This is a genomic window from Sphingobium xanthum (genome assembly GCF_019737615.1).
Classification (GTDB): domain Bacteria; phylum Pseudomonadota; class Alphaproteobacteria; order Sphingomonadales; family Sphingomonadaceae; genus Sphingobium; species Sphingobium xanthum.
Window position 1 is genome coordinate 47,194 of sequence record NZ_JAHKKS010000002.1, and the last position, 23,735, is coordinate 70,928.

At 64.9% G+C, this 23,735-nt stretch carries 24 protein-coding genes; 6 read left to right on the forward strand and 18 right to left on the reverse strand.

The window, feature by feature from the left end:
* The first annotated feature begins 141 nt into the window (after positions 1-141).
* Entirely contained in the window at positions 142-858 is a 717-nt protein-coding gene (locus KM135_RS03335; RefSeq protein ID WP_221712572.1) for a sulfotransferase family protein, read from the forward strand.
* Here KM135_RS03335 and KM135_RS03340 read toward each other — a convergent pair.
* Genes KM135_RS03340 through thiD form a run of 3 tightly spaced genes read right to left on the reverse strand, consistent with a single transcriptional unit; the run spans position 855 to position 3,320 of the window.
* Entirely contained in the window at positions 855-1,460 is a 606-nt protein-coding gene (locus KM135_RS03340) for a ribonuclease HII (RefSeq protein ID WP_221712573.1), read from the reverse strand. The genes KM135_RS03335 and KM135_RS03340 overlap by 4 nt on opposite strands.
* A complete protein-coding gene (locus tag KM135_RS03345) occupies positions 1,457-2,149 on the reverse strand; it encodes a hypothetical protein (RefSeq protein WP_221712574.1) in 693 nt (230 codons plus the stop codon). The genes KM135_RS03340 and KM135_RS03345 overlap by 4 nt, the downstream gene beginning before the upstream one ends.
* Before the next feature lie 49 nt (positions 2,150-2,198).
* Positions 2,199-3,320 carry a bifunctional hydroxymethylpyrimidine kinase/phosphomethylpyrimidine kinase gene (gene thiD, locus KM135_RS03350; protein ID WP_221712575.1) on the reverse strand — a complete coding sequence of 374 codons (1,122 nt, stop codon included), beginning with the start codon at positions 3,318-3,320 and terminating at the stop codon, positions 2,199-2,201.
* 85 nt (positions 3,321-3,405) lie between these two features.
* On the opposite strand from thiD, the gene KM135_RS03355 reads away from it, so the two are divergent.
* Positions 3,406-4,788, forward strand: coding sequence for an APC family permease (locus KM135_RS03355; RefSeq protein ID WP_221712576.1), 1,383 nt, complete (start codon positions 3,406-3,408; stop codon positions 4,786-4,788).
* Between the two features lie 4 nt (positions 4,789-4,792).
* On the opposite strand, the gene KM135_RS03360 is transcribed toward KM135_RS03355, so the two are convergent.
* The 5 genes from KM135_RS03360 to KM135_RS03380 all read right to left on the reverse strand — a co-directional run bounded on the left by KM135_RS03360 (position 4,793) and on the right by KM135_RS03380 (position 9,708).
* Positions 4,793-5,860, reverse strand: a complete 1,068-nt coding sequence (locus KM135_RS03360) for an aldo/keto reductase (protein WP_221712577.1) — start codon at positions 5,858-5,860, stop codon at positions 4,793-4,795.
* A gap of 171 nt (positions 5,861-6,031) precedes the next feature.
* Positions 6,032-6,403 (reverse strand): hypothetical protein, encoded by a 372-nt coding sequence (locus tag KM135_RS03365; RefSeq protein ID WP_221712578.1) that lies wholly within the window; start codon positions 6,401-6,403, stop codon positions 6,032-6,034.
* 49 nt (positions 6,404-6,452) lie between these two features.
* Positions 6,453-6,677: a DUF1272 domain-containing protein gene (locus tag KM135_RS03370; RefSeq protein WP_221712579.1), complete on the reverse strand. Its 225-nt coding sequence runs from the start codon at positions 6,675-6,677 to the stop codon at positions 6,453-6,455.
* 9 nt (positions 6,678-6,686) lie between these two features.
* Entirely contained in the window at positions 6,687-8,030 is a 1,344-nt protein-coding gene (gene glmM, locus KM135_RS03375; protein ID WP_221712580.1) for a phosphoglucosamine mutase, read from the reverse strand.
* Positions 8,031-8,130: 100 nt separating this feature from the next.
* Positions 8,131-9,708 carry a peptide MFS transporter gene (locus tag KM135_RS03380; RefSeq protein ID WP_221712581.1) on the reverse strand — a complete coding sequence of 526 codons (1,578 nt, stop codon included), beginning with the start codon at positions 9,706-9,708 and terminating at the stop codon, positions 8,131-8,133.
* 213 nt (positions 9,709-9,921) lie between these two features.
* Here KM135_RS03380 and KM135_RS03385 point away from each other — a divergent pair, with 213 nt between their 5' ends.
* Both KM135_RS03385 and KM135_RS03390 read left to right on the forward strand, forming a co-directional pair.
* Entirely contained in the window at positions 9,922-10,497 is a 576-nt protein-coding gene (locus KM135_RS03385; protein WP_221712582.1) for a nitroreductase family protein, read from the forward strand.
* A gap of 123 nt (positions 10,498-10,620) precedes the next feature.
* Entirely contained in the window at positions 10,621-10,965 is a 345-nt protein-coding gene (locus KM135_RS03390; RefSeq protein ID WP_221712583.1) for a GntR family transcriptional regulator, read from the forward strand.
* Between the two features lie 19 nt (positions 10,966-10,984).
* On the opposite strand, the gene prsR is transcribed toward KM135_RS03390, so the two are convergent.
* The 3 genes from prsR to KM135_RS03405 are packed head-to-tail and all read right to left on the reverse strand — an operon-like array spanning position 10,985 to position 15,859.
* Positions 10,985-12,346: a PEP-CTERM-box response regulator transcription factor gene (gene prsR, locus KM135_RS03395; protein WP_221712584.1), complete on the reverse strand. Its 1,362-nt coding sequence runs from the start codon at positions 12,344-12,346 to the stop codon at positions 10,985-10,987.
* Entirely contained in the window at positions 12,346-14,451 is a 2,106-nt protein-coding gene (prsK, locus tag KM135_RS03400) for an XrtA/PEP-CTERM system histidine kinase PrsK (RefSeq protein WP_221712585.1), read from the reverse strand. The genes prsR and prsK overlap by 1 nt, the downstream gene beginning before the upstream one ends.
* A gap of 19 nt (positions 14,452-14,470) precedes the next feature.
* Positions 14,471-15,859 carry a TIGR03013 family XrtA/PEP-CTERM system glycosyltransferase gene (locus tag KM135_RS03405; protein WP_221712586.1) on the reverse strand — a complete coding sequence of 463 codons (1,389 nt, stop codon included), beginning with the start codon at positions 15,857-15,859 and terminating at the stop codon, positions 14,471-14,473.
* 227 nt (positions 15,860-16,086) lie between these two features.
* On the opposite strand from KM135_RS03405, the gene KM135_RS03410 reads away from it, so the two are divergent.
* Entirely contained in the window at positions 16,087-16,470 is a 384-nt protein-coding gene (locus KM135_RS03410) for a hypothetical protein (RefSeq protein WP_221712587.1), read from the forward strand.
* A gap of 29 nt (positions 16,471-16,499) precedes the next feature.
* On the opposite strand, the gene KM135_RS03415 is transcribed toward KM135_RS03410, so the two are convergent.
* The 7 genes from KM135_RS03415 to KM135_RS03445 all read right to left on the reverse strand — a co-directional run bounded on the left by KM135_RS03415 (position 16,500) and on the right by KM135_RS03445 (position 22,488).
* Positions 16,500-17,837 (reverse strand): amidohydrolase, encoded by a 1,338-nt coding sequence (locus KM135_RS03415; RefSeq protein WP_221713030.1) that lies wholly within the window; start codon positions 17,835-17,837, stop codon positions 16,500-16,502.
* Positions 17,838-17,920: 83 nt separating this feature from the next.
* Positions 17,921-18,514: a hypothetical protein gene (locus KM135_RS03420; protein WP_221712588.1), complete on the reverse strand. Its 594-nt coding sequence runs from the start codon at positions 18,512-18,514 to the stop codon at positions 17,921-17,923.
* Positions 18,514-18,795 carry an ArsR/SmtB family transcription factor gene (locus KM135_RS03425; protein ID WP_221712589.1) on the reverse strand — a complete coding sequence of 94 codons (282 nt, stop codon included), beginning with the start codon at positions 18,793-18,795 and terminating at the stop codon, positions 18,514-18,516. The genes KM135_RS03420 and KM135_RS03425 overlap by 1 nt, the downstream gene beginning before the upstream one ends.
* A 4-nt stretch (positions 18,796-18,799) precedes the next feature.
* A complete protein-coding gene (locus KM135_RS03430) occupies positions 18,800-19,135 on the reverse strand; it encodes a VOC family protein (RefSeq protein WP_221712590.1) in 336 nt (111 codons plus the stop codon).
* A 64-nt stretch (positions 19,136-19,199) separates the two neighbouring features.
* The gene (locus KM135_RS03435) at positions 19,200-20,645 is read right to left on the reverse strand and encodes a DNA recombination protein RmuC (protein ID WP_221712591.1); all 1,446 of its coding nucleotides are present in this window, start codon (positions 20,643-20,645) and stop codon (positions 19,200-19,202) included.
* A 69-nt stretch (positions 20,646-20,714) separates the two neighbouring features.
* The gene (locus tag KM135_RS03440) at positions 20,715-21,221 is read right to left on the reverse strand and encodes a YbjN domain-containing protein (protein WP_246605725.1); all 507 of its coding nucleotides are present in this window, start codon (positions 21,219-21,221) and stop codon (positions 20,715-20,717) included.
* A gap of 61 nt (positions 21,222-21,282) precedes the next feature.
* Positions 21,283-22,488, reverse strand: coding sequence for an FAD-dependent oxidoreductase (locus KM135_RS03445; protein WP_221712592.1), 1,206 nt, complete (start codon positions 22,486-22,488; stop codon positions 21,283-21,285).
* 155 nt (positions 22,489-22,643) lie between these two features.
* Here KM135_RS03445 and KM135_RS03450 point away from each other — a divergent pair, with 155 nt between their 5' ends.
* Entirely contained in the window at positions 22,644-23,708 is a 1,065-nt protein-coding gene (locus KM135_RS03450) for a PA0069 family radical SAM protein (protein WP_221712593.1), read from the forward strand.
* Positions 23,709-23,735: the final 27 nt, after the last annotated feature.

The window sequence follows — 23,735 nt, forward strand, 5'->3', positions numbered from 1 at the left end:
GCCCGCCTGGGTGGGCGGCTGGCTACTCCCCAGATGACCGGGCCCCCGCTAGGGGAAAGCCGCCAGCGCGTCAAGAAAACGGCGGCAGGGCGACGCGATTTCTGATAGTGTCCGCCCACCGCGGGGAGGAGGACCGACCTCATGGCACTCAAGGTGATCGGCGCCGGACTGGGGCGCACCGGCACGCTGTCGCTCAAGTTCGCGCTGGAACATCTGGGCTTCGGCCCCTGCTATCATATGGTCGAAGCCATGGCGTCGATGCCGACGGCGCTGCCCAAATGGCTGGACGTCATCGACGGGCGGCCGGACTGGGACGCGGTGTTCGAGGGTTATGCGGCGACCGTGGATCACCCAGGCTGCCAGTATTGGCGCGAGATAGCCGCGCACTTTCCGGACGCAAAGGTCATCCTCACCGTTCGTGATCCCGAAAGCTGGTTCCGCTCGGCCAATGCCACGATCCTGTCGCCGGGTATGCTGCACATGCTGGACGAGACGCCGGCCAAGCCGTTTTTCGACGCCACGGTGCATGGCGCCTTTGGCGATGGCATCGCGGACGCCGACCATATGATCGACTATTTCAAGCGCTGGAATGCGGCAGTGATCGAGGCGATTCCGGCCGAGCGGTTGCTGGTATTCGAGGCGAAGCAGGGATGGCAGCCGTTGTGCGCCTTTCTCGGCGTGCCTGTGCCGACCATCCCTTATCCGCGCGTCAATGAGCGGCGGGAGATGCAGGAGGGCCTGGAGAAGATGCCGGACATCGGCGCAGCCGGTCCGCCGAGCCTCGAAATGATGGCCGAGATGGGAAGGATGCGGCTGGAAATGATGCGCGCTGCGGCTTTCGGCAGCATCGCGGCCTAGATCATCACCAACTGCGCGACCGGCGCGAAGCTGCGGCGATGGAGCGGCGTTGGGCCATGCTCGCGCAGCGCCGCGAGATGATCGGCGGTACCATAGCCCTTGTTGCGCTCCCAGCCATAATGGGGATGCGCCCGCGCGGCCTCGCGCATGAGGGCATCGCGATGCTCCTTGGCGATGATCGAGGCGGCGGAAATGCAGGGTTCCAGCGCATCACCGCCGACAATGGGCCGGGCGTTCCAGCGCCATTCCGGGCGGCGGCCATGCGGGGTCAGATTGCCGTCGATCAGCACTTCGAGCGGATCGCAGCCGACCTTGGCACAGAGCGCGTCGACCGCCAGCGTCATCGCCAGCATCGTCGCGCCGAAAATGTTCAGCCGGTCGATCTCCGCCACATCGACCACGCCGATCGCCCAATGGCAGCGGCGCTTGATCGTCTGCTCCAGCTCGGCGCGGCGGGGCGCGCTCAGCTTCTTGCTGTCGTCGAGGCCCGAGGGGCGCGGCTTGCACAGGATGACTGCGGCGGCGACCACCGGTCCGGCCAGCGGTCCCCTGCCCGCTTCGTCCACGCCCGCGACACAGGAGTGGGGCGCGCCGATCCTCATTTCGAAGCTGCAAGAACGACAACACCGGTCGGCGCAATGTTGGTATACGCTCCGCCGTCGCCATCGGCACGAAAACTCACCGTAACCTCCGCCGTTCGACCACATATCGAGAAAGGCCAAATCTCCACCCAACTTCCGGTGTAGCGCACGCCATAAATCTCGGGTCCGAGATCGGCGCTTTCCTCCATGATTCGCGTCTCGCCCATGACGGGATTTTCACCCGCACAGCTAGCGTCTATCTTCTTGATAGCCGCATAGGCGCCAAGGGCCGCAGAGGCGCTCGTATCGCGCATTATCGAGAGATTGGCGTTGGATTTGCCTTCGTTCGTCCGAACGCTAAGCAGACTGCCATCCGCCTTCTGGACCAGAGCGTAGCGAACGAGTCTTTCATTTCCGCAGCCCGACTGCTCCACCATTATCGACCAGCCATTTTTGAGCTGCCCGGACAGCACGGCCGACAGAATGGCGCGCGCGCCTGTGATCGGAGCGACCGACTTCACATTCAGAGCGGTTGGCGGGCATTGTTTTTTGGCTTCGGCGTAAGCGCCAGCTGTGATCTTCAAATCCTTTAAAATAGCTTCTTCGGATGGCACGGGAGCCGAGGCGTCGAGCGCCTTGATCCTATCTATTACCATCTGATTTTGCGCGATCACTGGCGCAGTCAACATTGCGGCCAGACACACGGCCACCAGCCACTCCCTCAACCTCATCCTGCCCTTACCATTTCAAATCTCCTCTTTACCCCACCACGCGCCAGGGCGGATAGCGGCGGTACTCTCCTGCGCTGAACAGGCAGATGCGATTGCCGGCCGGATCGACCAGCCATGCCTCGCGCCAGCCCCAGCTCTGGTCGACCGGCTCGCTGTCGAACGCGAAACCGATGGATTGGAGGGCCGCGACGCGGGCGTCGAGGTCGTCGCATTCGAGATAGATGGCATGGGCATCGCCGTGCAACGACAGCGTCGCGCCGCCGGGCGTCTCGAAGCGCGCGTAGTTGTTGCCGGGGCTATCGACGATGAGGCGAAGGCCAAGTTCCTCGTAGAAGTCGCGCGAGGCGGCATAGTCGGCGACCGGCACCGACGCCTGATTGAAGCGCATGGCGGGGCCGAGATCGAGCCGGACCGAGGGATGACCCATCGGGCCGTGGCCGCCGCCAAGGCCAGGCGCATCCTTGAGCGCAAGGCGGACGAAGGTGCGGGCGCGCGCGATTGCTTCGGGCAAGTCCAGACCTTGGCCCAGACCGGTCGCGATGGCGCTGGCGAGCGTGCAGCCGGTGCCGTGCGTGTCCTCGGTCTCGATGCGCGGATCTTCCCAGCGGGCGATCTCGCCTTCCGGGCCGACCAGGCGATCGATCACGGTCGCGCCCGGCGCATGGCCGCCCTTGATGAGCAGCATCTCGCCGCGCGCGGTCAGTTCCGCCTCGCCACCGAGCGCTTCGAGTTCCGGAAGGTTAGGCGTTGTCACGAAAGCCCAGCCCATCAGCTCGTGCAGGCTCTCGACCGTCTCCGCATCGGCCAGAACGCCGCCGCTCGACGCCACCATCACCGGATCGACCACCACCGGCGCGCCGATCGTTTCCAGCCGCTCGGCCACGGCCAGCGCGGTCTGCGCCGAGCCGATCATGCCGATCTTCACCGCATCCACGCCGATGTCGCTCACGACGCTGTCGATCTGCGCGAGCACCATCTCGGTCGGGACCGGATGGACGCCCTGCACGCCCAACGTGTTCTGCGCGGTGATCGCCGTGATCGCCGTCATGGCATGGCCGCCCAGCATCGTGACCGTGCGGATATCGGCCTGAATGCCCGCGCCGCCACCCGAATCCGAACCGGCGATGATGAGGATGCGTGGGGTGCTCATAAGGTGCTTTTGCCGGGCGCGACCCGGGAAGTCGAGGCGCTTGCGCACAATGAGGAACCGTTTACCGCTTTGCGGCGTCCATCCTATGGAAGAGAGATCCCAGGTGACGCGGGAAACCGAGCTCAATCGTAGCGTACGCTGGCCGCAACTCATGCTCTACGGCATCGGATCGATGCTCGGCGCCGGCATTTACGGGCTTGTCGGCAAGGCGGCCGGGGTGATGGGCGGCGCGATCTGGCTGGCATTTCTCGCGGCGATGATCGCGGCGCTCCTGACCGGCCTCAGCTATGCCTCGATCGCTTCGCGCTATCCAAAGGCGGGCGGCGCGGCCTATGCCACGCATCGCGCTTTCCATTCGCCTTTCGTGTCCTATGTGATCGGCCTCACCGTGCTTTGCTCGGGCCTCTCCTCCATCGCCACGCAATCCAAGGTGATCGCGGGCAATCTCAACACGCTGATCGGCTTGGACTGGGGCTGGTCCATTCTGGGCGCGCCAGGAGAGATCATCGCACTCGCCATCGCGTTCCTCCTGATCGTCGCTGCCATCGTCTATCGCGGCATCACCGAATCCCTCTGGGTCAATGCGCTCTGCACGGCTGTCGAAGCGCTCGGCTTGCTGTTCGTCGTCGCGGTCGGCCTGCGCTATTGGGGCGGTGCCGACCTGCTGGACGTGCCTGCGTCGGCGGATGGAAGCTCGGCGCTTACCATGACGCTCGTCATGCAAGGGGCGATCCTCGCTTTCTTCTCCTTCCTCGGCTTCGAGGACATGCTGAATGTCGCCGAGGAAGTGGAGGAGCCGCGCCGCGCCATGCCGATCGCGCTGATCGGCGCGATGCTGGTCGCCTCGGTCATCTACATTGCCGTCGCGATCACGGCGGTCTCCGTCGTGCCGTGGCGGGAGCTGGCCGACGCACCGGGACCGCTGCAACTCGTTGTCGCGCGTGCGGCGCCCTGGTTTCCCGCGATCGGCTTCACGATCATCACGATCGCCGCCGTCGCCAATACGGCGCTGGTCAATTTCGTGATGGGATCGCGGCTGCTCTACGGCATGTCACGACAGAAGCTGCTGCCCGAGCCGATCGGCCGCGTCCATGGGACCCGGCGCACGCCGCACTTCGCCATCGGCATCGTGCTTGCCATCGTCTTGCTGCTGCAGCTTGCCGGCGACATCGAACAGCTTGCCGGTGCGACGGTCATGCTCCTGCTGCTGGTGTTCGCGGTGGTGAATGGCGCGCTCGTCGTGCTGCAGCGACGCGAGGGCGACAAGGAAGGCTGCTTCAACGTGCCGGTCATCATTCCGGTGCTCGGCGCCACAGTCTGCCTGCTGATGCTGGGCGGGCGACTGCTGGAGGGCGACGAACGCGCGCCGATCATCGCGGCAGGGCTGCTCGCCGCGATCGGACTGCTTTACGTACTGACGGGCAAGACGCGCGACCCGATGCCGGCGCCGCACGACCTGTTCCGATAAGCCTTCAGGCAGCCGGCAACGGAGCCGAACGGCGCGGGGAAGCGCCGCCACGGCGCGGCCACTGATTGACGAACATCCACTGCGGATATTCGGGCTTGAGCGCGCTTACGGCATCGAGCGTGGCGACGTCCTCGCTGGTCAGCTCGACGTCGCTGGCCGTCAGATTCTGCACGAGCTGGTCCGGTCGCGTCGCGCCAACGATGACGCTGCTGACGAACGGGCGCCGGAGCAGCCAGGCCAGCGCGATCGAGGCGATGCCGACGCCGCGACTCTCGGCCATGGGCCGCATCGCATCAATGAGGCTATAGACCATGTCCATGTCGATATGCCCGCCGGCGCCGCCGCCCTTGGTCACGCGGCCGTCGCCTTCGACGCCGGTCGCGGTGCGGCTGTATTTGCCCGAGAGAAGCCCGCCGGCGAGCGGACTCCAGACCATCAGGCCGACGCCTTCGCTGGCCATCATGGGGACGATCTCGCGCTCCAGATCGCGCCCGACGAGCGTGTAATAGGACTGGATGCTGGCGATGCGCTCAAGGCCGCGTGCGACGGCGACGCCCTGCCCCTTGGCGACCATCCAGGCCGACCAGTTGGACACACCGACATAGCGCGCGCGGCCGGAGCGGACGATGTCGTCGAGCGCGCGGAGCGTCTCCTCTACGGGTGTCTCGGGGTCCCAGCCATGGACCTGATAGAGGTCCACATAGTCTGTGTTGAGCCGCTTCAGGCTGGCGTCGATCTCGTCCATCAGATGCTTGCGCGAGGAGCCGGCGGCATTCACCTCCGTGCCCATGCGGGCATAGGCCTTGGTCGCCAGGATCGCGTCCGAGCGCTTGATCCCGACATCACGCAGCGCCTGGCCCGTCGCGACTTCGGAGAGTCCATCGGAATAGACATTGGCCGTATCGATGAAATTGATCCCGCCGTCGAAGGCCTGCTTCACGAGGGCATTCACCTCATCCTGGCCGAGGCCAGCGATATGGGCGAAGCGGCCCGGCGCCTTGCCGAAGGTCATGGCGCCGAGGCACAGCTCGGAAACGATCAGGCCGGTATTGCCGAGGTGATTGTAGCGCATGGCGGATCCTCTCGCATGTCAGGGTCTTGCAGGGAGCGGCGGTCGCTTCTGCGACTCCATCGCGGACGTGCGAGCAGACTATTACTCATGATAAACAGTTTCGCAACGAAGCCAGCAGGGAAGGTCTGAAATTGCGCCGCGACGGGCAAGTGAGAGCGGCAACGGCTCCGGTCAGGACGAGAGCCAGGCCGCGGCCTTCTCCTCATCCTCGAAGATGGCTGCGCCGGTCGGCGTCATCAGCCGCTTCGTCTGAAGTTTGAAGAGCGTGGAACCGGGCAGGACGACGCCATAGCCTTCCACGTCATGCGCATAGTCCACCAGAATCTGGGCCATGGCATCGATCACCGCTTGAGACTGGGTCTCGCAATCCCGAAAATCGAGCAGAACCTTGCCGACCGGTGCCGACGCACCGCGCTGGATCGCCCGCTCGCGCAATGCCTGCCGATAGCGCTGCACGACCGCTTCATCCCAGAACCCACGAAAGACGATTCGGACGGTGGACGGACGCGGCCCGGGTACGAACTCGAAATCGGCTTCCGCCATCGCTCATCCCTCTCCTGTCACGCATCCGACCGTCTGAGGCTGCTCACACCTAAGCTCTAAATTTGCGCTCGGTCGATGCCGGGTTGTTCGCCAGCGCCTTGCCGACGCGGGTCGGCCGGTCGAGCAGTTCGCCGCCGCAATTGGGGCAGCGCTCGTCCAGAACATCGGCGCATTCGGCGCAGAAGGTGCATTCGAACGAGCAGATGAAGGCGCCACCGGCATCGGCCGGCAGATCGGTGCCGCAGCGTTCGCAATCGGGGCGCATATCCAGCATTGTTCGTTCCTAGGCCGCCGCGCTCGCCACGGCGTCGCAGATGCGCTCGACGACGCGCTTCACCTGCTCGCCATCGTCGCCCTCGGCCATGACGCGGATGACCGGCTCGGTGCCCGAGGGGCGGATGACGAGGCGGCCGGAGCCGTTCAGTTCCTGCTCGGCATCGGCGATCACGGATTTCACGCTGTCTGCTTCGAGCGGCTTGCCGCCGGAGAAGCGGACGTTCTTGAGCAATTGCGGCACCGGCTCGAACTGGCGGAGCAGTTCGCTGGCCGGCTTGCCGCTCTCGACCAGCGCAGCAAGCACCTGCAGCGCGGCGATCGTGCCGTCGCCGGTCGTGGCATAATCGGAGAGGATCATGTGGCCGCTCTGCTCGCCGCCCACGTTGCAGCCGCGCGCCTTCATCTCCTCCAGCACATAGCGATCGCCGACCTTCGTGCGGATAAGCGGGATGTTCTGGCTGGCGAGCAGCCGCTCCAGGCCGAGATTGGACATGACGGTGGCGACCACGCCGCCGCCCTTCAGCATGCCCTGGCGTGCCCAGCTCGTACCGATCAGCGCCATGATCTGATCGCCATCGACGATCTCGCCGGCCTCATCGACCACGATCAGCCGATCGGCATCGCCATCGAGCGCGATGCCGATGTCCGCGCCGGATGCGACGACCGTTTCCTGAAGCGCGAGCGGCGCGGTCGAGCCGACGCCGTCATTGATGTTGGTGCCGTTGGGCGTAACGCCGATCGTAACCAGCTCCGCGCCCAGCTCCCAGAAGGTGGACGGCGCGGTGTTGTAGGCAGCGCCATTGGCGCAATCGAGCACCACCTTGAGCCCGTCGAGCCGCAGATGGGCCGGGAAGGTGGACTTCACGAAGTGGATATAGCGCCCGCGTCCGTCCTCGACGCGGCGGGCCCGGCCGATATGGGCGGAATCGGCAAGCGGGATCTCGCCATTCTCGATCAACGCCTCGATCTTCATCTCGTCCGCGTCGGATAGCTTGTAGCCGTCCGGGCCGAACAATTTGATGCCGTTGTCGAAATAGGGATTGTGGCTGGCCGAGATCATCACACCGAGATCGGCGCGCATCGAGGCCGCGAGCATCGCGACGGCAGGCGTCGGGATCGGGCCGAACTGGACGACGTCCATGCCGACGCTGGTGAAGCCCGCGACCAGCGCATTCTCGATCATGTAGCCGGACAGGCGCGTGTCCTTGCCGATCACGACGCGGTGGCGATGATCGCCGCGCAGGAAATGCTGGCCCGCAGCCATGCCGACGCGCATCGCCATCTCCGCCGTCATCGGCGATTTGTTGGTGCGTCCCCTGATGCCGTCAGTGCCAAAAAAGCGTCTGCTCATGGGGCGTCCTTAGCCGGTCATACGGTCAATTTGAAGCGCGGCACGGCACTTCTTCCGAGCTATTTTTGAGAGGGGAGGACCATCCGCCCTCCCCTTCCCGTCAGTTGCCGGGCGCCGGCCGCAGTCCCTCTTCGGGCCGCGGATCGGGTACGGGATCGGCGTCCTTCAGCGTATCGAGATGCATCAGCCGGGTGATGATCGGCGATACGACAAGCACGGCGACGGCAATGCCGATCGTCCACCAGCCGATGGTGTTGTAAACGGCAAGCGTACCTTCCTTGGTCATCTCGCCATCATGGCCGCCGGTCGCCTCGCCGATCTTGCCGGCAACGAAATTGCCGACCGCCGTCATATAGAACCACGCGCCCATGATGAGGCTCGCCAGCTGCTTGGGTGCAAGCCGGTTCATGGCCGAGAGGCCCACCGGCGAGAGACAGAGCTCACCGGTCGTCTGGAACAGATAGATGAGGAAGACGAAGATGACCGGGGTCATCGCCGCCACGCCCACGGCTTCCGCGCCCCAGACGAAGATCAGGAACGAGACGCCGACCTGCGCGAGCGCGAGACCGAACTTGGCCGGAGCCGATGGCTCCCAGCCTCGCTTGCCGAGCCACACCCAGAGCCAGGCGAAGATCGGCCCGAGCAGCACGATGTAGATCGGGTTGATCGACTGGAACAGCGACGCCGGAACGCCCTGCCGGTCCACGAAGCGGTCGGTATAGAGATTGAGGCTGCCACCGGCCTGCTCGAACAGGCCCCAGAAGACCGGGTTCAGCGCGATCAGGAACAGGATGGCGAACATGCGATCTCGCGCATGCGGCTCCAGCTTGAGCGCCGACCAGAGGACATAGCCCAGCAGTCCGATGCCCGACACGATCAGCAGGTTCTGGATGACATCCTGATACTGGACCAGGAACCAGATCACACCGATTGATGCGATGCCGATGCCGTAGAGGCCCCATTCCATGCTCTTCGCGAGCGGCTTTGGCGGCTCGCCCTTGCCCAGGAGCAGCGGCTTGCCGATCATGAACACGAGCGCGCCGAGCAGCATGCCGAGACCGGCGGCGCCGAAGCCGTATTTCCAGCCATAGGTTTCGCCGAGCCAGCCCGCGAGGATCGTGCCGATCGCCGCGCCAACGTTAATGCCGACATAGAAGATGGTGTAGGCGCCGTCGCGGCGGGTGTCGGTCAGACCATAGAGCTGGCCGACGATCACCGAGATATTGGCCTTGAGGAAGCCTGAGCCGACCACGATGCAGGACAAAGCCAGCCAGAAGATGTTGATCGTCGGATCGCCCTGTCCGCCCGTCCCCTCGAATGCCATCAGGATATGGCCGGCGGTGAGGATCAGCGCGCCGAACAGCACGGCCTTGCGCTGGCCGAGATAGCGATCCGCCAGATAGCCGCCGAGCACCGGCGTGATGTAGACGAGGCTGGTATAGGCGCCATAGACGAGATTGGCCTGCCCGTCGCCGAACAGCCAGTGTTTGGTGAGGTAGAAGATGAGCAGGGCGCGCATGCCATAATAGGAAAAGCGCTCCCACATCTCGGCGAAGAACAGGATATACAGGCCCTTGGGATGGCCGAGAAATTCGGCCTTCTTGCTGGACAGCCCGACAGCACCACCAATCAGAAGGACCAGCAGGCTGCCAAGGGCAATGGCGGGTATGGTTGCCATAAACTCTCCGTGTTTCGAGCGCCCGGCAAAGCTGCCACGGCCGCGCGAAGTTGATCGGCCGAAACTAGAGATTATCGCCGCGCTGTGAAGCGCGTTTTTTGTGCGGCGAGCGGAGCCGCATTTCCCGAACAATCAACCCATTCCCGGACAGTTTCTGCGAACCGTTCGCAATGGGACTTGGCGGGCGCTCCGCTTTTGGCTAGCGCGGTTGACATGCTCAACGATCGCTCCTCGCTCCTCGCCTATCTCTCCACCCGCCGCTCGGGCAAACCGCGCGACCTGGCCGCGCCCGGCCCCAGCATCGATCAGATGCGGGAGATGGTGCGGATCGCCGCGCGCACGCCCGATCACGGCAAGCTCGCGCCCTGGCGGTTCGTGATCGTGCCAGACGACAAGCGCGAGGCACTGGCGACGTTGCTGGCAGAGAGCTATCGCGCCGAGAAGCCGGAGGCCGGACGCCTGGAGATCGAGGCGATGCTCCAGTTCGCGCGGCAGGCGCCCGCCGTGATCGTCATTCTGTCCTCGCCCAAGCAGAGCAAGATCCCGCTCTGGGAGCAGGAGCTCTCGGTCGGCGCTGCCTCGATGAACCTGCTGCATGCCGCCCATGCCATGGGCTTTGCTGGAGGCTGGCTGACCGGTTGGCCGGCCTATAGCGAGGCGGTGCGCGACGCATTCGGCAGCGCAGAGGAAAAGATCGCCGGATTCGTGTTCCTCGGCACGCCGGGCCGCGAGCTGGAGGAGCGGCCGCGCCCGGAGCTCGACGACATACTGAGCATCTGGGAAGGCTGATCTCCGACAAGCGCGGTTTGGCGCCAAAACCCGCCGAGCCACGACATTTTGCGGCCTTTGTGACACGAGTCCGTCACATAGTGTGTTGACCGATTGGCTGTATTATGTCACTAGTGCAGCACGATGGATGAAAGCCGGCCCGTCTATTTGCGTTTGCGCGACCTGATCGCCGCGACGATTCTCGATGGAAGATATCATGACGGCGACATGCTGCCGTCGGTTCGCGCCTTTGCCGCGCAGCAGGGCGCCAATCCTCTGACGGTCGCCAAGGCCTATCAGAGCTTTCAGGATGATGGCCTCGTGCAGGTGAAGCGCGGGGTCGGCATGTTCGTTGCGCCGGGCGCCTCGCGCCGCCTGCGCGCCATGGAGCGCGAACGCTTCTTCTCCTCAGTCTGGCCGCCGGTCGTGGAGCAGATGCATCGCATCGGCATTACGTTCGACGAACTCGGCGAGCGCACAGAAGCCTGAGATTCGCGTCAGTCTCGGTTCAGCCGAGATTATAGGCCTTCATCAGATCATAGAGCGTCGGACGGCTGACACCGAGCATGCGTGCCGCGCTGGAGACATTGCCGTCCGAACGGGCCATGGCGCGGCGGATGGCATGCTGGTCCGCAGCTTCACGCACGGCGCGCAGATTGACGACGGCATCGTCGCCATCCTCTCGCGCGGTGAGATCGAGATCGGCGGCGGTGACGAGCTTGCCGTCGGCCAGGATCACCGAGCGCTTCACGCGGTTTTCCAGTTCCCGGACGTTGCCGGGCCAGCCCCAGGCGTCGATCGCGGCGACGGCATCGCCAGACAGCCCCTTGACCTGCGGATTGAGCTCGCGGGCATAGCGCGAGACGAAATGACGCGCGAGCAGGACGGCGTCGCCCGGCCGCTCAGCCAGCGACGGGATACGCACGACGATCTCGGCAAGCCGATAATAGAGATCCTCGCGGAAGCGTTGCGCCGCGATCATCTCTTCCAGATTCTGGTGCGTGGCGCAGACGATGCGCGTATCGACCGGGATCGCCTGCCGGCCACCGATGCGCTCGACCACGCGCTCCTGGAGGAAGCGCAGCAGCTTGACCTGCAAGGGCAGCGGGATGTCGCCGACTTCGTCGAGGAACAAGGTGCCGCCCTCGGCTTGCTCGATCTTGCCGGCCGTGGTCTTGATCGCGCCGGTGAAAGCGCCCTTTTCATGGCCGAACAGTTCGCTCTCAAGCAGGGTCTCGGGAATGGCCGCGCAGTTGATCGCCACGAACGGACCCGATACGCGATCGCTCTTCTCGTGCAGTCCCTTGGCCAGCAATTCCTTGCCGGTGCCGCTGGCGCCGAGCAGCATGACCGTGACGTTCGCATTGGCGACACGCTCGATCATGCGCGCGACCTTCAGCATTTCCGGCGCCGCCGTGATCATCCGTCCGAGCACACGATCATCTTCCGGCGCGGTCTGCGCCAAGCGGCGATTTTCCTCTTCCAGCGCATGCACGTGGAAAGCGCGCGCGACGATATGGCCGAGCGAGTCGATGTCGATCGGTTTCTGGTAGAAATCCCATGCGCCTTCCGCGATGGCCCGACGCGCGCTGGCCCGGTCGCCATGGCCCGAGGCGACGATCACCTTCGTGCCCGGCCGCTCGGCGAGGATCTGCGCCAGCACGGCCATGCCTTCGCTGATGCCATCCGGATCGGGCGGCAGGCCGAGATCGAGCGTGACGACCGGCGGCTCCTCGCTGCGCAGCACGTCCAGCGCTTCCTCACGATCGCCGGCGATGAACAGCTGATAGCCGTCATAAGCCCAGCGCAACTGGCGCTGAAGGCCCGCATCGTCCTCGACGATCAGCAATTTTGGCCGCGTATCGGACATCAACCTGTCTTTCGTGCCGGCTGGGCAAAATGGGGAATCGGGGCAAGTCTATCGGCAAAAGGCAACCGGATCGTAAAGCAGGTGCCCTGCCCTTCCGCGCTTTCAACCTCGAGGCTGCCGCCCATAGCCTGGACAAGCAGGCGTGCCTCATGTGCGCCAAGGCCAAAACCATTGGGCTTGGTCGAGCTGAACGGGCGGAAGAGTTCGTCGCGGACGAACGCAGGACTCATGCCGCTGCCGCCATCGATGACATGGATGCGTGCGGCAGACTCTTGCGCTTCGAGCACGATGCGGACCTGCCTGCCGGCCGGGCTTGCCTCGATGGCATTGCGAACGAGATGGCCAAGCGCGCGGGCCAGACCCTCCGCATCGGCACGGGCCGGTTGCAGCACATCCCCTTCCACTTCGACAAGGCCGAGCCCTGCCGCCCAACCCGGAGCCAGCTCGCGCACCCAGGGCCCGAGCATGAGGCTCGTCGCGTCGGCGTCCACGGTCGAGTCCGGCCGGCCGAGGCGCTGCAGAAGCTCGGTCATCCGGCCGGCCGTCTCGTGGAGGGTGAGAACCATATCCTCGCGGAAAGCGGGATTGTCGGCATGGCGCTGCGCATTACTGGCGAGCAGCGACATCTGGCTCACCAGATTCTTGAGATCGTGCAGCATGAAGGCGAAGCGGCGATTAAACTCGTCGAAACGCTGCGCCTCGGCCAGGGCGATGCGGCCGCGCGCTTCGCTGATCAGCGCCGCAGCTTCGCCACACACCACGCGCAACACGTCCAGGTCCTCCCAGTCGAGCGGGCGTCTTCCGGGAGGCGCGGCGAGCAGGATGGCACCGACCAGCTGGTCGCGATGAATGAGCGGCGCGATCGCCCAGGCATGCGGGCTGCGATGCATCCAGCCGGGCAGCATCGTGCCGAATTGCGACCAGTCCGTCGCCACATCGACGATCCAGCCGGTCTCCCGAAGCCGCGCCGAGAGATTCGGATCAAAATCACAGGGCAGGTCGATCTGGTCCGGCCAGGCCCACATGATGTTGCGCATCAGTCGGCCGTCACTGTCGGACAAATACAGAGCGGCAGCGGGAGCCTCGATCGCCTCGGCAATGGCACGGGTCACGCGCGTGTCCAGCGGCGCCTCGTCTTCGGTGCTGTCTGCGACCGTTGCGGCGAAGCGCAGCCAGAGCGCGCGATAATCGTAGCGATGCGCGAAGAGATGCTTGGAAATCTCGACCCGCAGCCAGGAGCGCAGCGATGCCGAAGGCAGCAGCGCCAGCACCGAGACGGCAAGCGCGAACAGGACGGCGAACTGCGCGACCCGGCCGAGCGGCGCGCTGAGTTCGCTCGATAGCGTCGCTGCCAGCACCACGACGAGCATGTAGAGCACGAGAATGCCGAGGGAGATGAGCCGCGTCAGCGCGGCGCGCGAGATAGCGACCGATCGCGTCCCGTCCGTGCGCAGCGCGACGGCCAGCATGGCGGCAAGCAGCGCCATGACGAACCCGCGCATCGGGCCGATCGACAGCACCTCGCCATGGGTGAGCCAGGCGAGGATGTAGTGATTGAAGTCATAGGCCCACATGAAGGCCAAAGCCGCGCCTACCCAGGCCTGCTGCCGCGCGACCGCGGGATGATCGCGCTGACCGCTCAGACCGTGCAGCGCGACGAGCGCGCCGAGCGCGAAGACGCAGCGGAGCAGCCAGCTGCTCTTGAAGACCGGGAGCAAGCCTTCATTGAGCGGGGCGCCCTCGCCCACCAGCAGATCGAAGCCGAGCTGCACCACAAGCAACAGACCCAGCGCCATGAACACCAGCGATCTGCCACGGTGGAGATTCCAGTTCCCCTGGCTGCGATAGAGATAGGTGCCCATCACCGCCAGCCAGGCGCCGTTGCGCACGGTCTCGGCAACGCCGTCGGACAGGAAGGCAAGGCTGAGGACCCCGGCAAGGGCATGGCGCAGCGACCAGAGCGCGGTCAGCGCCAGCGCCACGACCAGGATCTGCCCGTCCCGCGTCCGCCCTGCCCGACGCGAGGTCAGGATCGCGAGACTGGCGAGCAGCGCCGCGGCAAGAGCGTGACCGGCATTGCCGGCGATCATCCAGAGCGAGGACATGAAGCCGCGAAGCCGCGCCCTAGCGCGCGCCCTCCGGCCACAGGATCACGCGCAGGGTCTGGAGGATGATCAGGAGATCGAGGAACGGCGAATAGTTCTTCGCATAATAGAGATCATATTCCAGCTTGTGGCGCGCATCCTCGATCGAGGCGCCGTAGGGATAGTTGATCTGCGCCCAGCCGGTGATGCCGGGCTTCACCATGTGGCGCTCGGCATAATAGCGCAGCTGCTGCTCCAGTCCCTCGACGAACTGGCGGCGCTCCGGACGCGGGCCGACGAAGCTCATGTCGCCCTTGAGCACATTCCAGGCCTGCGGCAGTTCGTCGATGCGGATCTTGCGCAGGAAGCGGCCGATGCGGGTGATGCGCGGATCATCCTTCTCGGCCCAGACGGCCTTGCCCGGCGCCTCGGCATCCTGACGCATGGTGCGCAGCTTCACGATGTAGAATTCCTGCCCGTAGAGGCCAACGCGCAGCTGCCTGTAGAAGGCCGGCCCGCGGCTATCCAGCTTCACGATCAGCGCGCCCAGAATGATGAGGGGTGCAGCGAGCGCGAGCAGAACGGCGCTGGCCGTCACGTCGAACAGACGCTTGGCGAAAGCCGACAGGCGCTGCCCCGAGGAGAAACCGTCCGAAAAGATGAGCCAGCTCGGATTGACGGTGTCGAGATCGATGCGGCCGGTCTCGCGCTCCAGGAAGGTCGAGAGATCGTTGACGTGGACGCCCGTCGTCTTGATGCGCAGCAAGTCGCTCATCGGCACCGAATTGCGGCGCTCCTCCAGCGCGAGAATGACTTCGCTGGCGGCAAGGCGGACCACGAAATCCGACATGTTGAAAATGGCGTTGCGGTTGATCGCTTCCTCGATCACCTGCTCGCCGTCGTTCATCGCAATATAGCCAACGACGATGAAGCCCGAACCCGAGCGGCGCTCCAGTTGGCGAATGCGGTCCGCGCGCTTGCCCGCGCCGAGCACGACAAGGCGACGCTTGAACGCTTCTCCGCCCAGCATCGAGCCGAGCAGGATTCGCAAGGAAATCAGGAACAGGAATGCGAGGACCATCGCGTAAAGCGAGTTGGAGCGCCACAGCGTGTAGTCCGGCATGGCGAAATGCATGACCGACAGGAAGATGACGCCGAGCGAAATCGCGACCAGCAGCCGCGCCATGGCGAAGCGCAGGGAAGTGAGCGCTTCCGGCCCATAGACACCGACGGCGATCATCGCCGTCTGCAGCGAAACGGCAAAGCTCAGCAGCGGCGCGATGCGCGTGTAGATCTGCTCGACATCCATCTCGATCTGATGGGCGCGCAGCACCCAGCCAGTCTCGGCCGCCGCGAGGAGCAGCGCGAAGTCGAAAATGCCGAGCATCAGCACCGCATGCGGAATGTAGTGCTTGAACAACCTGATCATGCCGACGCTATTCCCCCGGGCGCCAGGATCGCTGGACGCTCCGCTTTACACCATCCTGTCAGATTCTCCGACATCGTCGGATCGATACAGGGTAAATGGCAAATATATGTTGAACAGGGCAGCTGTATCGCAGCTCTGTGCGGGTCGCGGTGCGCGAATTTACATTTTGCTAAGTCCGTTGGCTTACCCGGGAGATGCACTTGCGACGCTGCAAACCGGATATCGGCATGTCCAACCGACTCTACACATATATGGCGCTCGGCATCCTCATCGTTGCACCGATTATCGTGCAGATCGTGAGCCATGTCGTGCCCGCCGCGCCGCAAGCGACGGAAGCTGCAGACGAAGCTGTCAGTAAGCCGCAGCAGCAGCCGGAAGAAGTGGCCAAAAAGCCCGTAGTCGCGCCGCAGCCGCCACCGCAACCGCAACAGGCGCCGTCAAGCGACGCGCTCGTCCACACCACGCCGACGCTCGACACGCAGGGCATCGCGCCCACCGCCGTTGGCGCCGTCCAATCTGCTATCGCGCCTCCGCCGGTGGCCCCTGTCGGGAAGCCGGCAGACGATGCCGAGCCGGCGCCCAGGCGGCGCTCGACGCATGTGGACCAGTGAGCGCAGCCATTTCCGCTCGCTGAGCAGCGTTACTTCCTGAGCAGGTCCAGCGCCGCCAAAGTCAGCGCCTTGCTCGCCGTGCCGATCACGGCTTCAGGATCGGGCGCCCAGAGCGGGCTGTGCAGGCCCGGCAAGCTGATCTCGCCCTTCTGCGCCCGCTCGACCTTCGCCGGATCGACACCGCCGACCCAGAAGATGAAGCTCTCGATCTTTTTGTCCGCGCGATAATATTGGCTGAAATCCTCGCCTGCCATCACCGGCGGCACGGGCTTTACCTTGTCGGCGCCGAACTGCGCCGCGAACAGCGCGGCCAGACGTTCCGTTACGGCCGGCGTGTTGAAAGTGGACGGCGTATAGTTCTTCTCAGCCTTCATGATCGGCATGCGGTCTTCGGGAAGGCCCGCCGCGATCGCCTCGCCCCGCGCGATGCGCTCGATGCCGGAAAGCAAAGCCGCGCGCGTTTCGTCCGAATAGCTGCGCACGGTGATCAGCAGCTTGGCCTCGTCCGGCACGATGTTGTGCTTGGCGCCCGAGATGAAGCTGCCGACGGTGATGACCGCCGGTTCCTTGGGATCGCGCTCGCGGCTGATCAGCGTCTGAAGCGAGGTCACAATCCGGCTCGCAAGCACGATCGGGTCCTTCACCAGATGCGGATAAGCGCCATGGCCGCCGACGCCGCGCACGGTCAGATCGACGCTGTCGACATTGGCCAGAGCCCAGTCCTTGGGATAGCCGATGGTACCAGCGGGCAGCTCGGCACTGTCATGAAAGGCGAGGACATAATCCGGCTTGGGGAAGCGCGTGAACAGGCCGTCCTCCAGCATCGCCCGGGCGCCGAGGCCGATTTCCTCGGCCGGCTGCAGGATCATGACGAGCGTGCCGGACCATTTGTCCTGCATCGCGGAGAGCGCCTGCGCCGCGCCGATCCAGGCCGACATGTGCGTGTCGTGCCCGCAGGCATGCATGACCGGGCTCTCGATGCCGTCCCGGGTGGTGGCGGCGACCTTCGAGGCGAATGGCAGGCCGGTCTTCTCCTCGAGCGGCAGGGCGTCCATGTCCGCGCGGATCATCAGCACCGGGCCGGGACCGTTCCTGAGCACCGCGACGACACCGGTCTGGCCGACCTTCTCCGTCACGGTGAAGCCGAGCTTGCGCGCGCGCGCCGCCAGCTTGGCGGAGGTCTGGACTTCCTGGAAGCTCAGCTCCGGATTGGCATGGAGATCGCGATACAAGGCAACGAGGCCCGGCAAATCTCCGTCCACCTTCGCCGTGACGGCCGGATCGGCCATGGCCGGGGCCGGTGAACTCAACGCCATCAATGCTCCTCCGATCAGGCCGGCGACCCGGGCCGCCCTCGTCCGTTTCATCATCCTGGTCTCCCCGATAGTGTCGAGCATAAGCGCTTTTGCGTCCGGCGAAAGAGGGCGCGGGCCGGACAGGACTGGATCGGTCAGATCGATGGCCGATTGTAGCGGGTCGCCGTCAGCCGCTCGGAGACGGCGCAGGATTTGGTGTCCCGCAGGCCCTGCGCCCGTAAAGCCTCGCGGATGGCGGTATCGCCGAAGGTGACCTTTCCCTTGGGATAGATCGCCCAGAGCGCCATTTGCGGCGCGGCGGAAAGCGCATCCAGCGCTTTCGCCAGATCGTCCGAGCCATTGACGCAAGCGATCAGCATCGTCGCTGCTTCGCCGGCAGGGGCCAGCGCGCCATCAACGGCCTCCGCCAACACCACATCGTCGCACACGCCGATCAGCCGCGCTTTGGCGCCCTTATCGAGGCCCAGCTTCGCGCGCAGGCTCGGCGGCGGCTTGGCGATCGCCTCAGCCCAAGACGCTGCCGCGCGCGCACCGAGCGCGAGCCGGACAGCGTCCCCCTGGCACACGAAGCACAGCATATCGTCCTCGACACGGAGGTCCGTCATCGCAGCCTTGGGAAAGCGTCGCCTGATCTCGCCGCGCAGGATCAGCTCGCTGCTTTCCAGCAAGGCGCGCACCTCGCCTGCCTCGCCGCCAACCTCGGCATGAACCAGCGCCTCTCGCCCCATCAGCCTTCTCCCAATTCCTCGATCCTTTGCGCCACGCTGGCAAGCAACGCCTTATCGGTTCGATACATCCAGAAGCGCCCGCGCCGCTCCAGAATCAGCAGGCCGGACTTGCGCAGCACCCTGAGATGCTCGGACACCGTCGCGAGCGACAGGTTCGACAACGCGGCAAGATCGCCCGCCGCTTGCTCGGAACTCAGGCAGGCGCGCACGAACATCCGCCGATCGGGATGCGCCAGGGCGCGCAACGCTTCGTCGAGCGCCTCGGCCTCCCGAACCTCCAAGCGATCACTGCTGGATGAGGGTGAGGAGATTGCCGGCCGGATCGCGCACCTGCCCCTTGCGCACCCAGCCATTGTCCACGGCCGGCATCGCAACCGACCCGCCAAGCGCTTCCGCCTGTGCCAGCGCCGCCTCCAGATCGGGGACAATGATGCCGATGGTGAGCGATGCGGTCGGTGCCTCGACGATGGCACCATCCAGCCCCGGCGTCGCGACCTGCGCATAGCCCGGGCCGCGCGAGGCGATCGTCCAGCCGAATAATGTACCGTAGAAATCCCCGAGCCGCCCCAGCTCGTCACCGGCTATGTCGAAATGCCCGATCGCGCCTGCCTGATAGCCCATGTCCGCCGCCTCCCGATGAAGGCAACATTATTTCGTTAATTGACGAAATGTCAAGGGTAGCCGGTCACTCGGCCGCTTCGGCCCGGTCGGGCGCATTATCGTCCTCGAGTCCGCCATCGCTGACCAGCGGCTCCGGCAGGCGCGCCAGCGTCTCGGCCGGCTCGATCGTCTCGATATCGCGCGAGCCGGTTTCGACACTCAGATCCTTGAAGCGACGGCCCGTCACCAGCACGCGATTCTCGAAGCTGGAAACGAACTTGTTGTAATTGCTGACCGAGCCATTGAGACTGCGCCCCAGCGCCGCGAGATGTCCGGCTGCCACGGACAGCCGCTCGTACATCTCCTTGCCGAGCGCGCCGACCAACTGCGCTTGTTCGGCCAGCTTCTCCTGCCGCCAGACGCTCGCAACCGTGCGCGTGATCGCGATGAGATTGGTCGGCGTTGCCAGCAGCACGCGCCGCTCGAACGCCCATTCCCAAAGCGCCGCGTCCTGCTCCAGTGCAGCGGAGAGGAAATGTTCGCCAGGGATGAACATGACGACATAGTCTGCCGCCTTGCCGAAGCGCGTCCAATAGTCCTTGGCGCCGAGCTGCTGGGCGTGGAGGCGGATCGCGGCGGCATGCTGGCGCAGATGCGTAGTGCGTGCCGTGTCATCAGGCGCTTCGGTCGCGTCCTGATAGGCATTGAGCGAGCATTTGGCGTCGATGATGAGCTCGCGCCCGCCCGGCAGCCGCACGATCACGTCCGGCCGCAGGCGCCCGTCCTCGGTCTCGACCGAGACCTCGCGCAGATAATCGATATGTTCGCTGAGCCCCGCCTGCTCGAGCAGATTGTAGAGCGACTGTTCACCCCAGCGCCCGCGTGCCTTCGGGCTGGAGCGCAGGGCATTGACCAGCCGCTGCGTCTCGTCGCGCACTTGCCCCTGCCCTGCCCGCACCAGATCGATGGATTCCCGGAGCGCCGCATAGCTATCGACGCGCTCCTTCTCGACCCGGCCAAGCCCTTCTTCATAACGCTTCAGTGTCGTCTCGACCGGCTGCAGCAGCGCTTTCAGGCTCGCTTCACTCTTCTCATGCGCCTGCACCATGTGGCGGTCGTTGCGCTCGGTCAGCGCCTTCTGCGCTTCGGCGAGCATCTTGCCGGCGGTGTCGGCGAATTGCAGCGAGAGCTGCTCGCGCGCTTCCTTCAGCGCCTTGATCTGCGCTTCGAACCCTTCCGTGCGGGCATGCGTATCGGCGCGCAGAGCGGCCAGGTCGCGCTCCGCGGCATCGCGCGCTTCGTCGGCGCTTTCATATTTGACTCGAAGCTCTTCGGCCTGCCCGGCGCGCTCGACGGCGACCGCGAGATCGCGCAGCGCCGCATTGCGCATCTCTTCCAGCGTCGCGATCCGCTCCGCAAATGCCCGGCGCTCAGCCTCGACCGGCGCAGCCATGCGGGCGCGGACGATCCAGCCGGCGACGAGTCCGGTCAGGGCGGCAAGCAGGGCAATGACGAGAGCGAGCGGCGACACGGGCGACTTTCATGATGGGGAACGAAATGAGAACTTATCGCCTCGTTCCGACCATGGCAAGCGCCGTGATCAGCCGTTGGGATGCGCCTTGAAGAACGCGCCGAGCTGGCCGAGCATCGTCGCCCACCAGTCGATCACATCGGCGAAATTCTTCTGGTTGAGCCCGCCGACGGTCGTCACGTCATAGCTGAACGACAGCGACTTGTCCTCCGCGTCGAAGGACATCTGGCTGAAGCGCTTCTCCTTGTTCCAGAGATTGGCGAGCGCCGCGCTGTTGCCGCCATCATCGGCGAAGTCGGTGCGAAACTGAATGGAACCGCAGGCCTTGTTGGCCTCGCATTCGTAGAAATAAACCCGGAAATCATAGCCCGCTGCAGCGCTCTCGATCATCGGATTACCGGTGTTCGTGCTCTTCTTGAGCACGGCCTTGTAGCCGGCAGCCTGAAGCGCGCTCACGACCGTCTGCGGCGCGCTCGCACAGACCATGTTCGCGGCGCAGGGGTCCTTGTCCGCCGCCATCGCCGCCTGTCCAAGCCCAAGCGCCAGTGCGAAGCCCGCAAATGTCATCCCACGCATGATCGTTCCCCCTTCTACCCGCGGGAACTTTACGAGATGGAACGCCGCGCGAAAAGGCCCCTCATAGCGCCATCGCTCTCCCGACGGGCATCGGGTCACCGACGATCCGCCGCGAAATGACGGCCGACATCGTGGCACTGGACGGATTTTCCATCTGCTTGCGCGCGGTTTCTCGTTGCTCGGCGCGCTTGCGCGGGTCCTTCTGGCTCATCTGCGTCTTGAAATGCTGGGCACTGGGCGACGTGATCTCAAGGAAGATTCGCCGACGCTCGGCCGCATAATGGTCGAGCGCCTCCTCGCCCACATGGCCATGTATCACCGCGCCGAGCACCTGGAACAAGGCATTGGCGTCCATGAAGCCGGTCGTGAGGCCGAGGCCGCCGCAGGGATTGCAGGCATGCGCCGCATCGCCCGCCATCAGCACGCGATCGACGCGGAAGCTCGGCGCACAGCGCTCATGGCAGCGATAGGGCGCAGCCTGATCGATCCGGTATTCCGTTTCGGGCGGCATGAAGGCGCGATAATGCTCCGGGATACGATCCCACATGGTCTCCTCATCGAGCGCGCCATCCTCGCCATAGGTGAGACGCCACAAATGCCCGCGATTGAGCCGCGCGATCACGGCCCAGTTCACCGGATCGATCACCATGTTCGTATCGAAATAGCCGAGCGAGGTCAGGTCGACCTCGACATTCGTGGCGACGAAGCGGTCCGGCCAGGTGAAGCCCTCAAACTCCATGCCGAGCAGGCGCCGCGTGGTGCTGCGCGCGCCGTCCGTGCCGATCACCCAGCTGGCGCTGATCTCCTTGCGGCCTTCCGGGGTCTCGATGCCGAGCAGCACGCGATCACCCTGCTGCTCCAGCGACTCCAAACGATGCTCCCAGTGGACGCGCGTGTTCGGCAAGGCGGCAAGGTGGCGTCCGATGATCGCGGCAAGCTCATGCTGTCCGAAATGCAGGTTGAAATTGTACTTCTGGTCCGGGAGCGCGGCCCTGGCGTAGTTGAATTCGATGATCTCGCCAGTGTCGGGATAACGCATGCCGAGACGCTTGCAGTGGAAGGCGATGTCCATGCAGTCGTCGATGACGCCGACACGGTCCAGCAGTTCCAACGTCACCGGATGATAAATGGCGGCGCGCGGCGAATTGACGATATCCTTCTCGCTGTCGATCAGGGTGACATCGATGCCCTGTCGCGCCAGCCCCAGTGCGGTCATGAAGCCGACCGGACCCGCGCCGACGATCACGACGTCTCTCTTCTCCGCCATTGCGCTCTCCTTGCCGGCGACGTCGCCGAATCCGGGCGGTCCCAAGGTGCGCGGGAGGTGTTGAGATGTCAATTTCAAGCACAGCCGGTCGTCTCATTCCCACTTGTGCCTCACCGCGCCTTGCCAAATTGTTCTCTTTATGTTCTTATCAATCCATGTCCCTCATCAAGGGTCGTGGCGCCCAGTCCAACAGCGAATCGTCGCGTTTCAACCTGCCATCGCGGGAAGCGGATGGCGATTGGCTGGACTTTCGGCTGGAAGACGAGGATGCGCCGCCGCCGCTGCGGACGCAGATCACCGAGGAGCGCGCCCGGACGATCATCACGCGGAACAACTCGCCAGACATCGGCTTTGATCAGTCGATCAACGCCTATCGGGGCTGCGAACACGGTTGCGTCTATTGCTTCGCGCGGCCGACCCACGCGCGGATGGACCTTTCGCCAGGGCTGGATTTCGAGAGCAAGCTGTTCGTGAAACCGGAAGCCGCGAAGCTGCTGCGCGCGGAGCTGGCAAAACAGCGCTACTTAGTGAAAACCATTGCGATGGGGACGAACACCGATCCCTATCAGCCGATCGAGGGGCGATGGCGGATCACCCGCGCCTGCATCGAGGTGCTGGCCGCCTGCAAACATCCGCTGATGATCACGACCAAGTCGGACAGGGTGACGCGCGACATCGATCTGCTGGGGCCGATGGCGGCGGACGGGCTGGTCGCGGTCGGTCTCTCGGTGACCAGCCTCGACCCTGCGCTTTCCCGCAAGCTGGAACCCCGCGCTCCGCATCCGCACAAACGCATCGCGGCGATCCGGGCGCTCACTGAGGTCGGCATACCGGTCAATGCATGCATCTCGCCGATCATCCCCGCGATCAACGATCATGAGATCGAGGCGCTGGTCGAGGCCGTGGCCGAGGCGGGCGCGCGTTCGGTGTCCAGTATTCCGGTACGACTGCCCTACGAGATCGCGCCGCTCTTCCGCGAATGGCTCTCGGAGCACTTCCCGGATCGGGCCGGCAAGGTGATGCACCATCTCCAGTCGATCCGCGGCGGGCGCGACAACGACCCCGGCTTCGGCAGCCGCATGCGGGGGGCCGGACCTTATGCCGATCTCATCCGCTTGCGTTTCGATCGTGCCCGCAAGCGCTACGGGCTCGGCAATGGCCGCATCGCCCTACGCACCGATCTGTTCGTGCCGCCAGGCGATCAGGGTCGACTGTTCTGATCTGCGCCGGGCGTGAAAAAGGAGCGG

Coding starts and splice junctions, on each gene's coding strand:
- KM135_RS03430 (WP_221712590.1), bottom strand. CDS start 19,135: ATGGGCTATCAGGCAGGCGCGATCGGGCATTTCGACATAGCCGGTGAC.
- KM135_RS03335 (WP_221712572.1), top strand. CDS start 142: ATGGCACTCAAGGTGATCGGCGCCGGACTGGGGCGCACCGGCACGCTG.
- KM135_RS03340 (WP_221712573.1), bottom strand. CDS start 1,460: ATGAGGATCGGCGCGCCCCACTCCTGTGTCGCGGGCGTGGACGAAGCG.
- KM135_RS03440 (WP_246605725.1), bottom strand. CDS start 21,221: ATGCGTGGGATGACATTTGCGGGCTTCGCACTGGCGCTTGGGCTTGGA.
- KM135_RS03370 (WP_221712579.1), bottom strand. CDS start 6,677: ATGCTGGATATGCGCCCCGATTGCGAACGCTGCGGCACCGATCTGCCG.
- KM135_RS03410 (WP_221712587.1), top strand. CDS start 16,087: ATGTCCAACCGACTCTACACATATATGGCGCTCGGCATCCTCATCGTT.
- KM135_RS03415 (WP_221713030.1), bottom strand. CDS start 17,837: ATGAAACGGACGAGGGCGGCCCGGGTCGCCGGCCTGATCGGAGGAGCA.
- thiD (WP_221712575.1), bottom strand. CDS start 3,320: ATGAGCACCCCACGCATCCTCATCATCGCCGGTTCGGATTCGGGTGGC.
- prsR (WP_221712584.1), bottom strand. CDS start 12,346: ATGTCCGATACGCGGCCAAAATTGCTGATCGTCGAGGACGATGCGGGC.
- KM135_RS03380 (WP_221712581.1), bottom strand. CDS start 9,708: ATGGCAACCATACCCGCCATTGCCCTTGGCAGCCTGCTGGTCCTTCTG.
- prsK (WP_221712585.1), bottom strand. CDS start 14,451: ATGTCCTCGCTCTGGATGATCGCCGGCAATGCCGGTCACGCTCTTGCC.
- KM135_RS03355 (WP_221712576.1), top strand. CDS start 3,406: ATGGAAGAGAGATCCCAGGTGACGCGGGAAACCGAGCTCAATCGTAGC.
- glmM (WP_221712580.1), bottom strand. CDS start 8,030: ATGAGCAGACGCTTTTTTGGCACTGACGGCATCAGGGGACGCACCAAC.
- KM135_RS03360 (WP_221712577.1), bottom strand. CDS start 5,860: ATGCGCTACAATCACCTCGGCAATACCGGCCTGATCGTTTCCGAGCTG.
- KM135_RS03420 (WP_221712588.1), bottom strand. CDS start 18,514: ATGGGGCGAGAGGCGCTGGTTCATGCCGAGGTTGGCGGCGAGGCAGGC.
- KM135_RS03390 (WP_221712583.1), top strand. CDS start 10,621: ATGGATGAAAGCCGGCCCGTCTATTTGCGTTTGCGCGACCTGATCGCC.
- KM135_RS03365 (WP_221712578.1), bottom strand. CDS start 6,403: ATGGCGGAAGCCGATTTCGAGTTCGTACCCGGGCCGCGTCCGTCCACC.
- KM135_RS03445 (WP_221712592.1), bottom strand. CDS start 22,488: ATGGCGGAGAAGAGAGACGTCGTGATCGTCGGCGCGGGTCCGGTCGGC.
- KM135_RS03405 (WP_221712586.1), bottom strand. CDS start 15,859: ATGATCAGGTTGTTCAAGCACTACATTCCGCATGCGGTGCTGATGCTC.
- KM135_RS03450 (WP_221712593.1), top strand. CDS start 22,644: ATGTCCCTCATCAAGGGTCGTGGCGCCCAGTCCAACAGCGAATCGTCG.
- KM135_RS03385 (WP_221712582.1), top strand. CDS start 9,922: ATGCTCAACGATCGCTCCTCGCTCCTCGCCTATCTCTCCACCCGCCGC.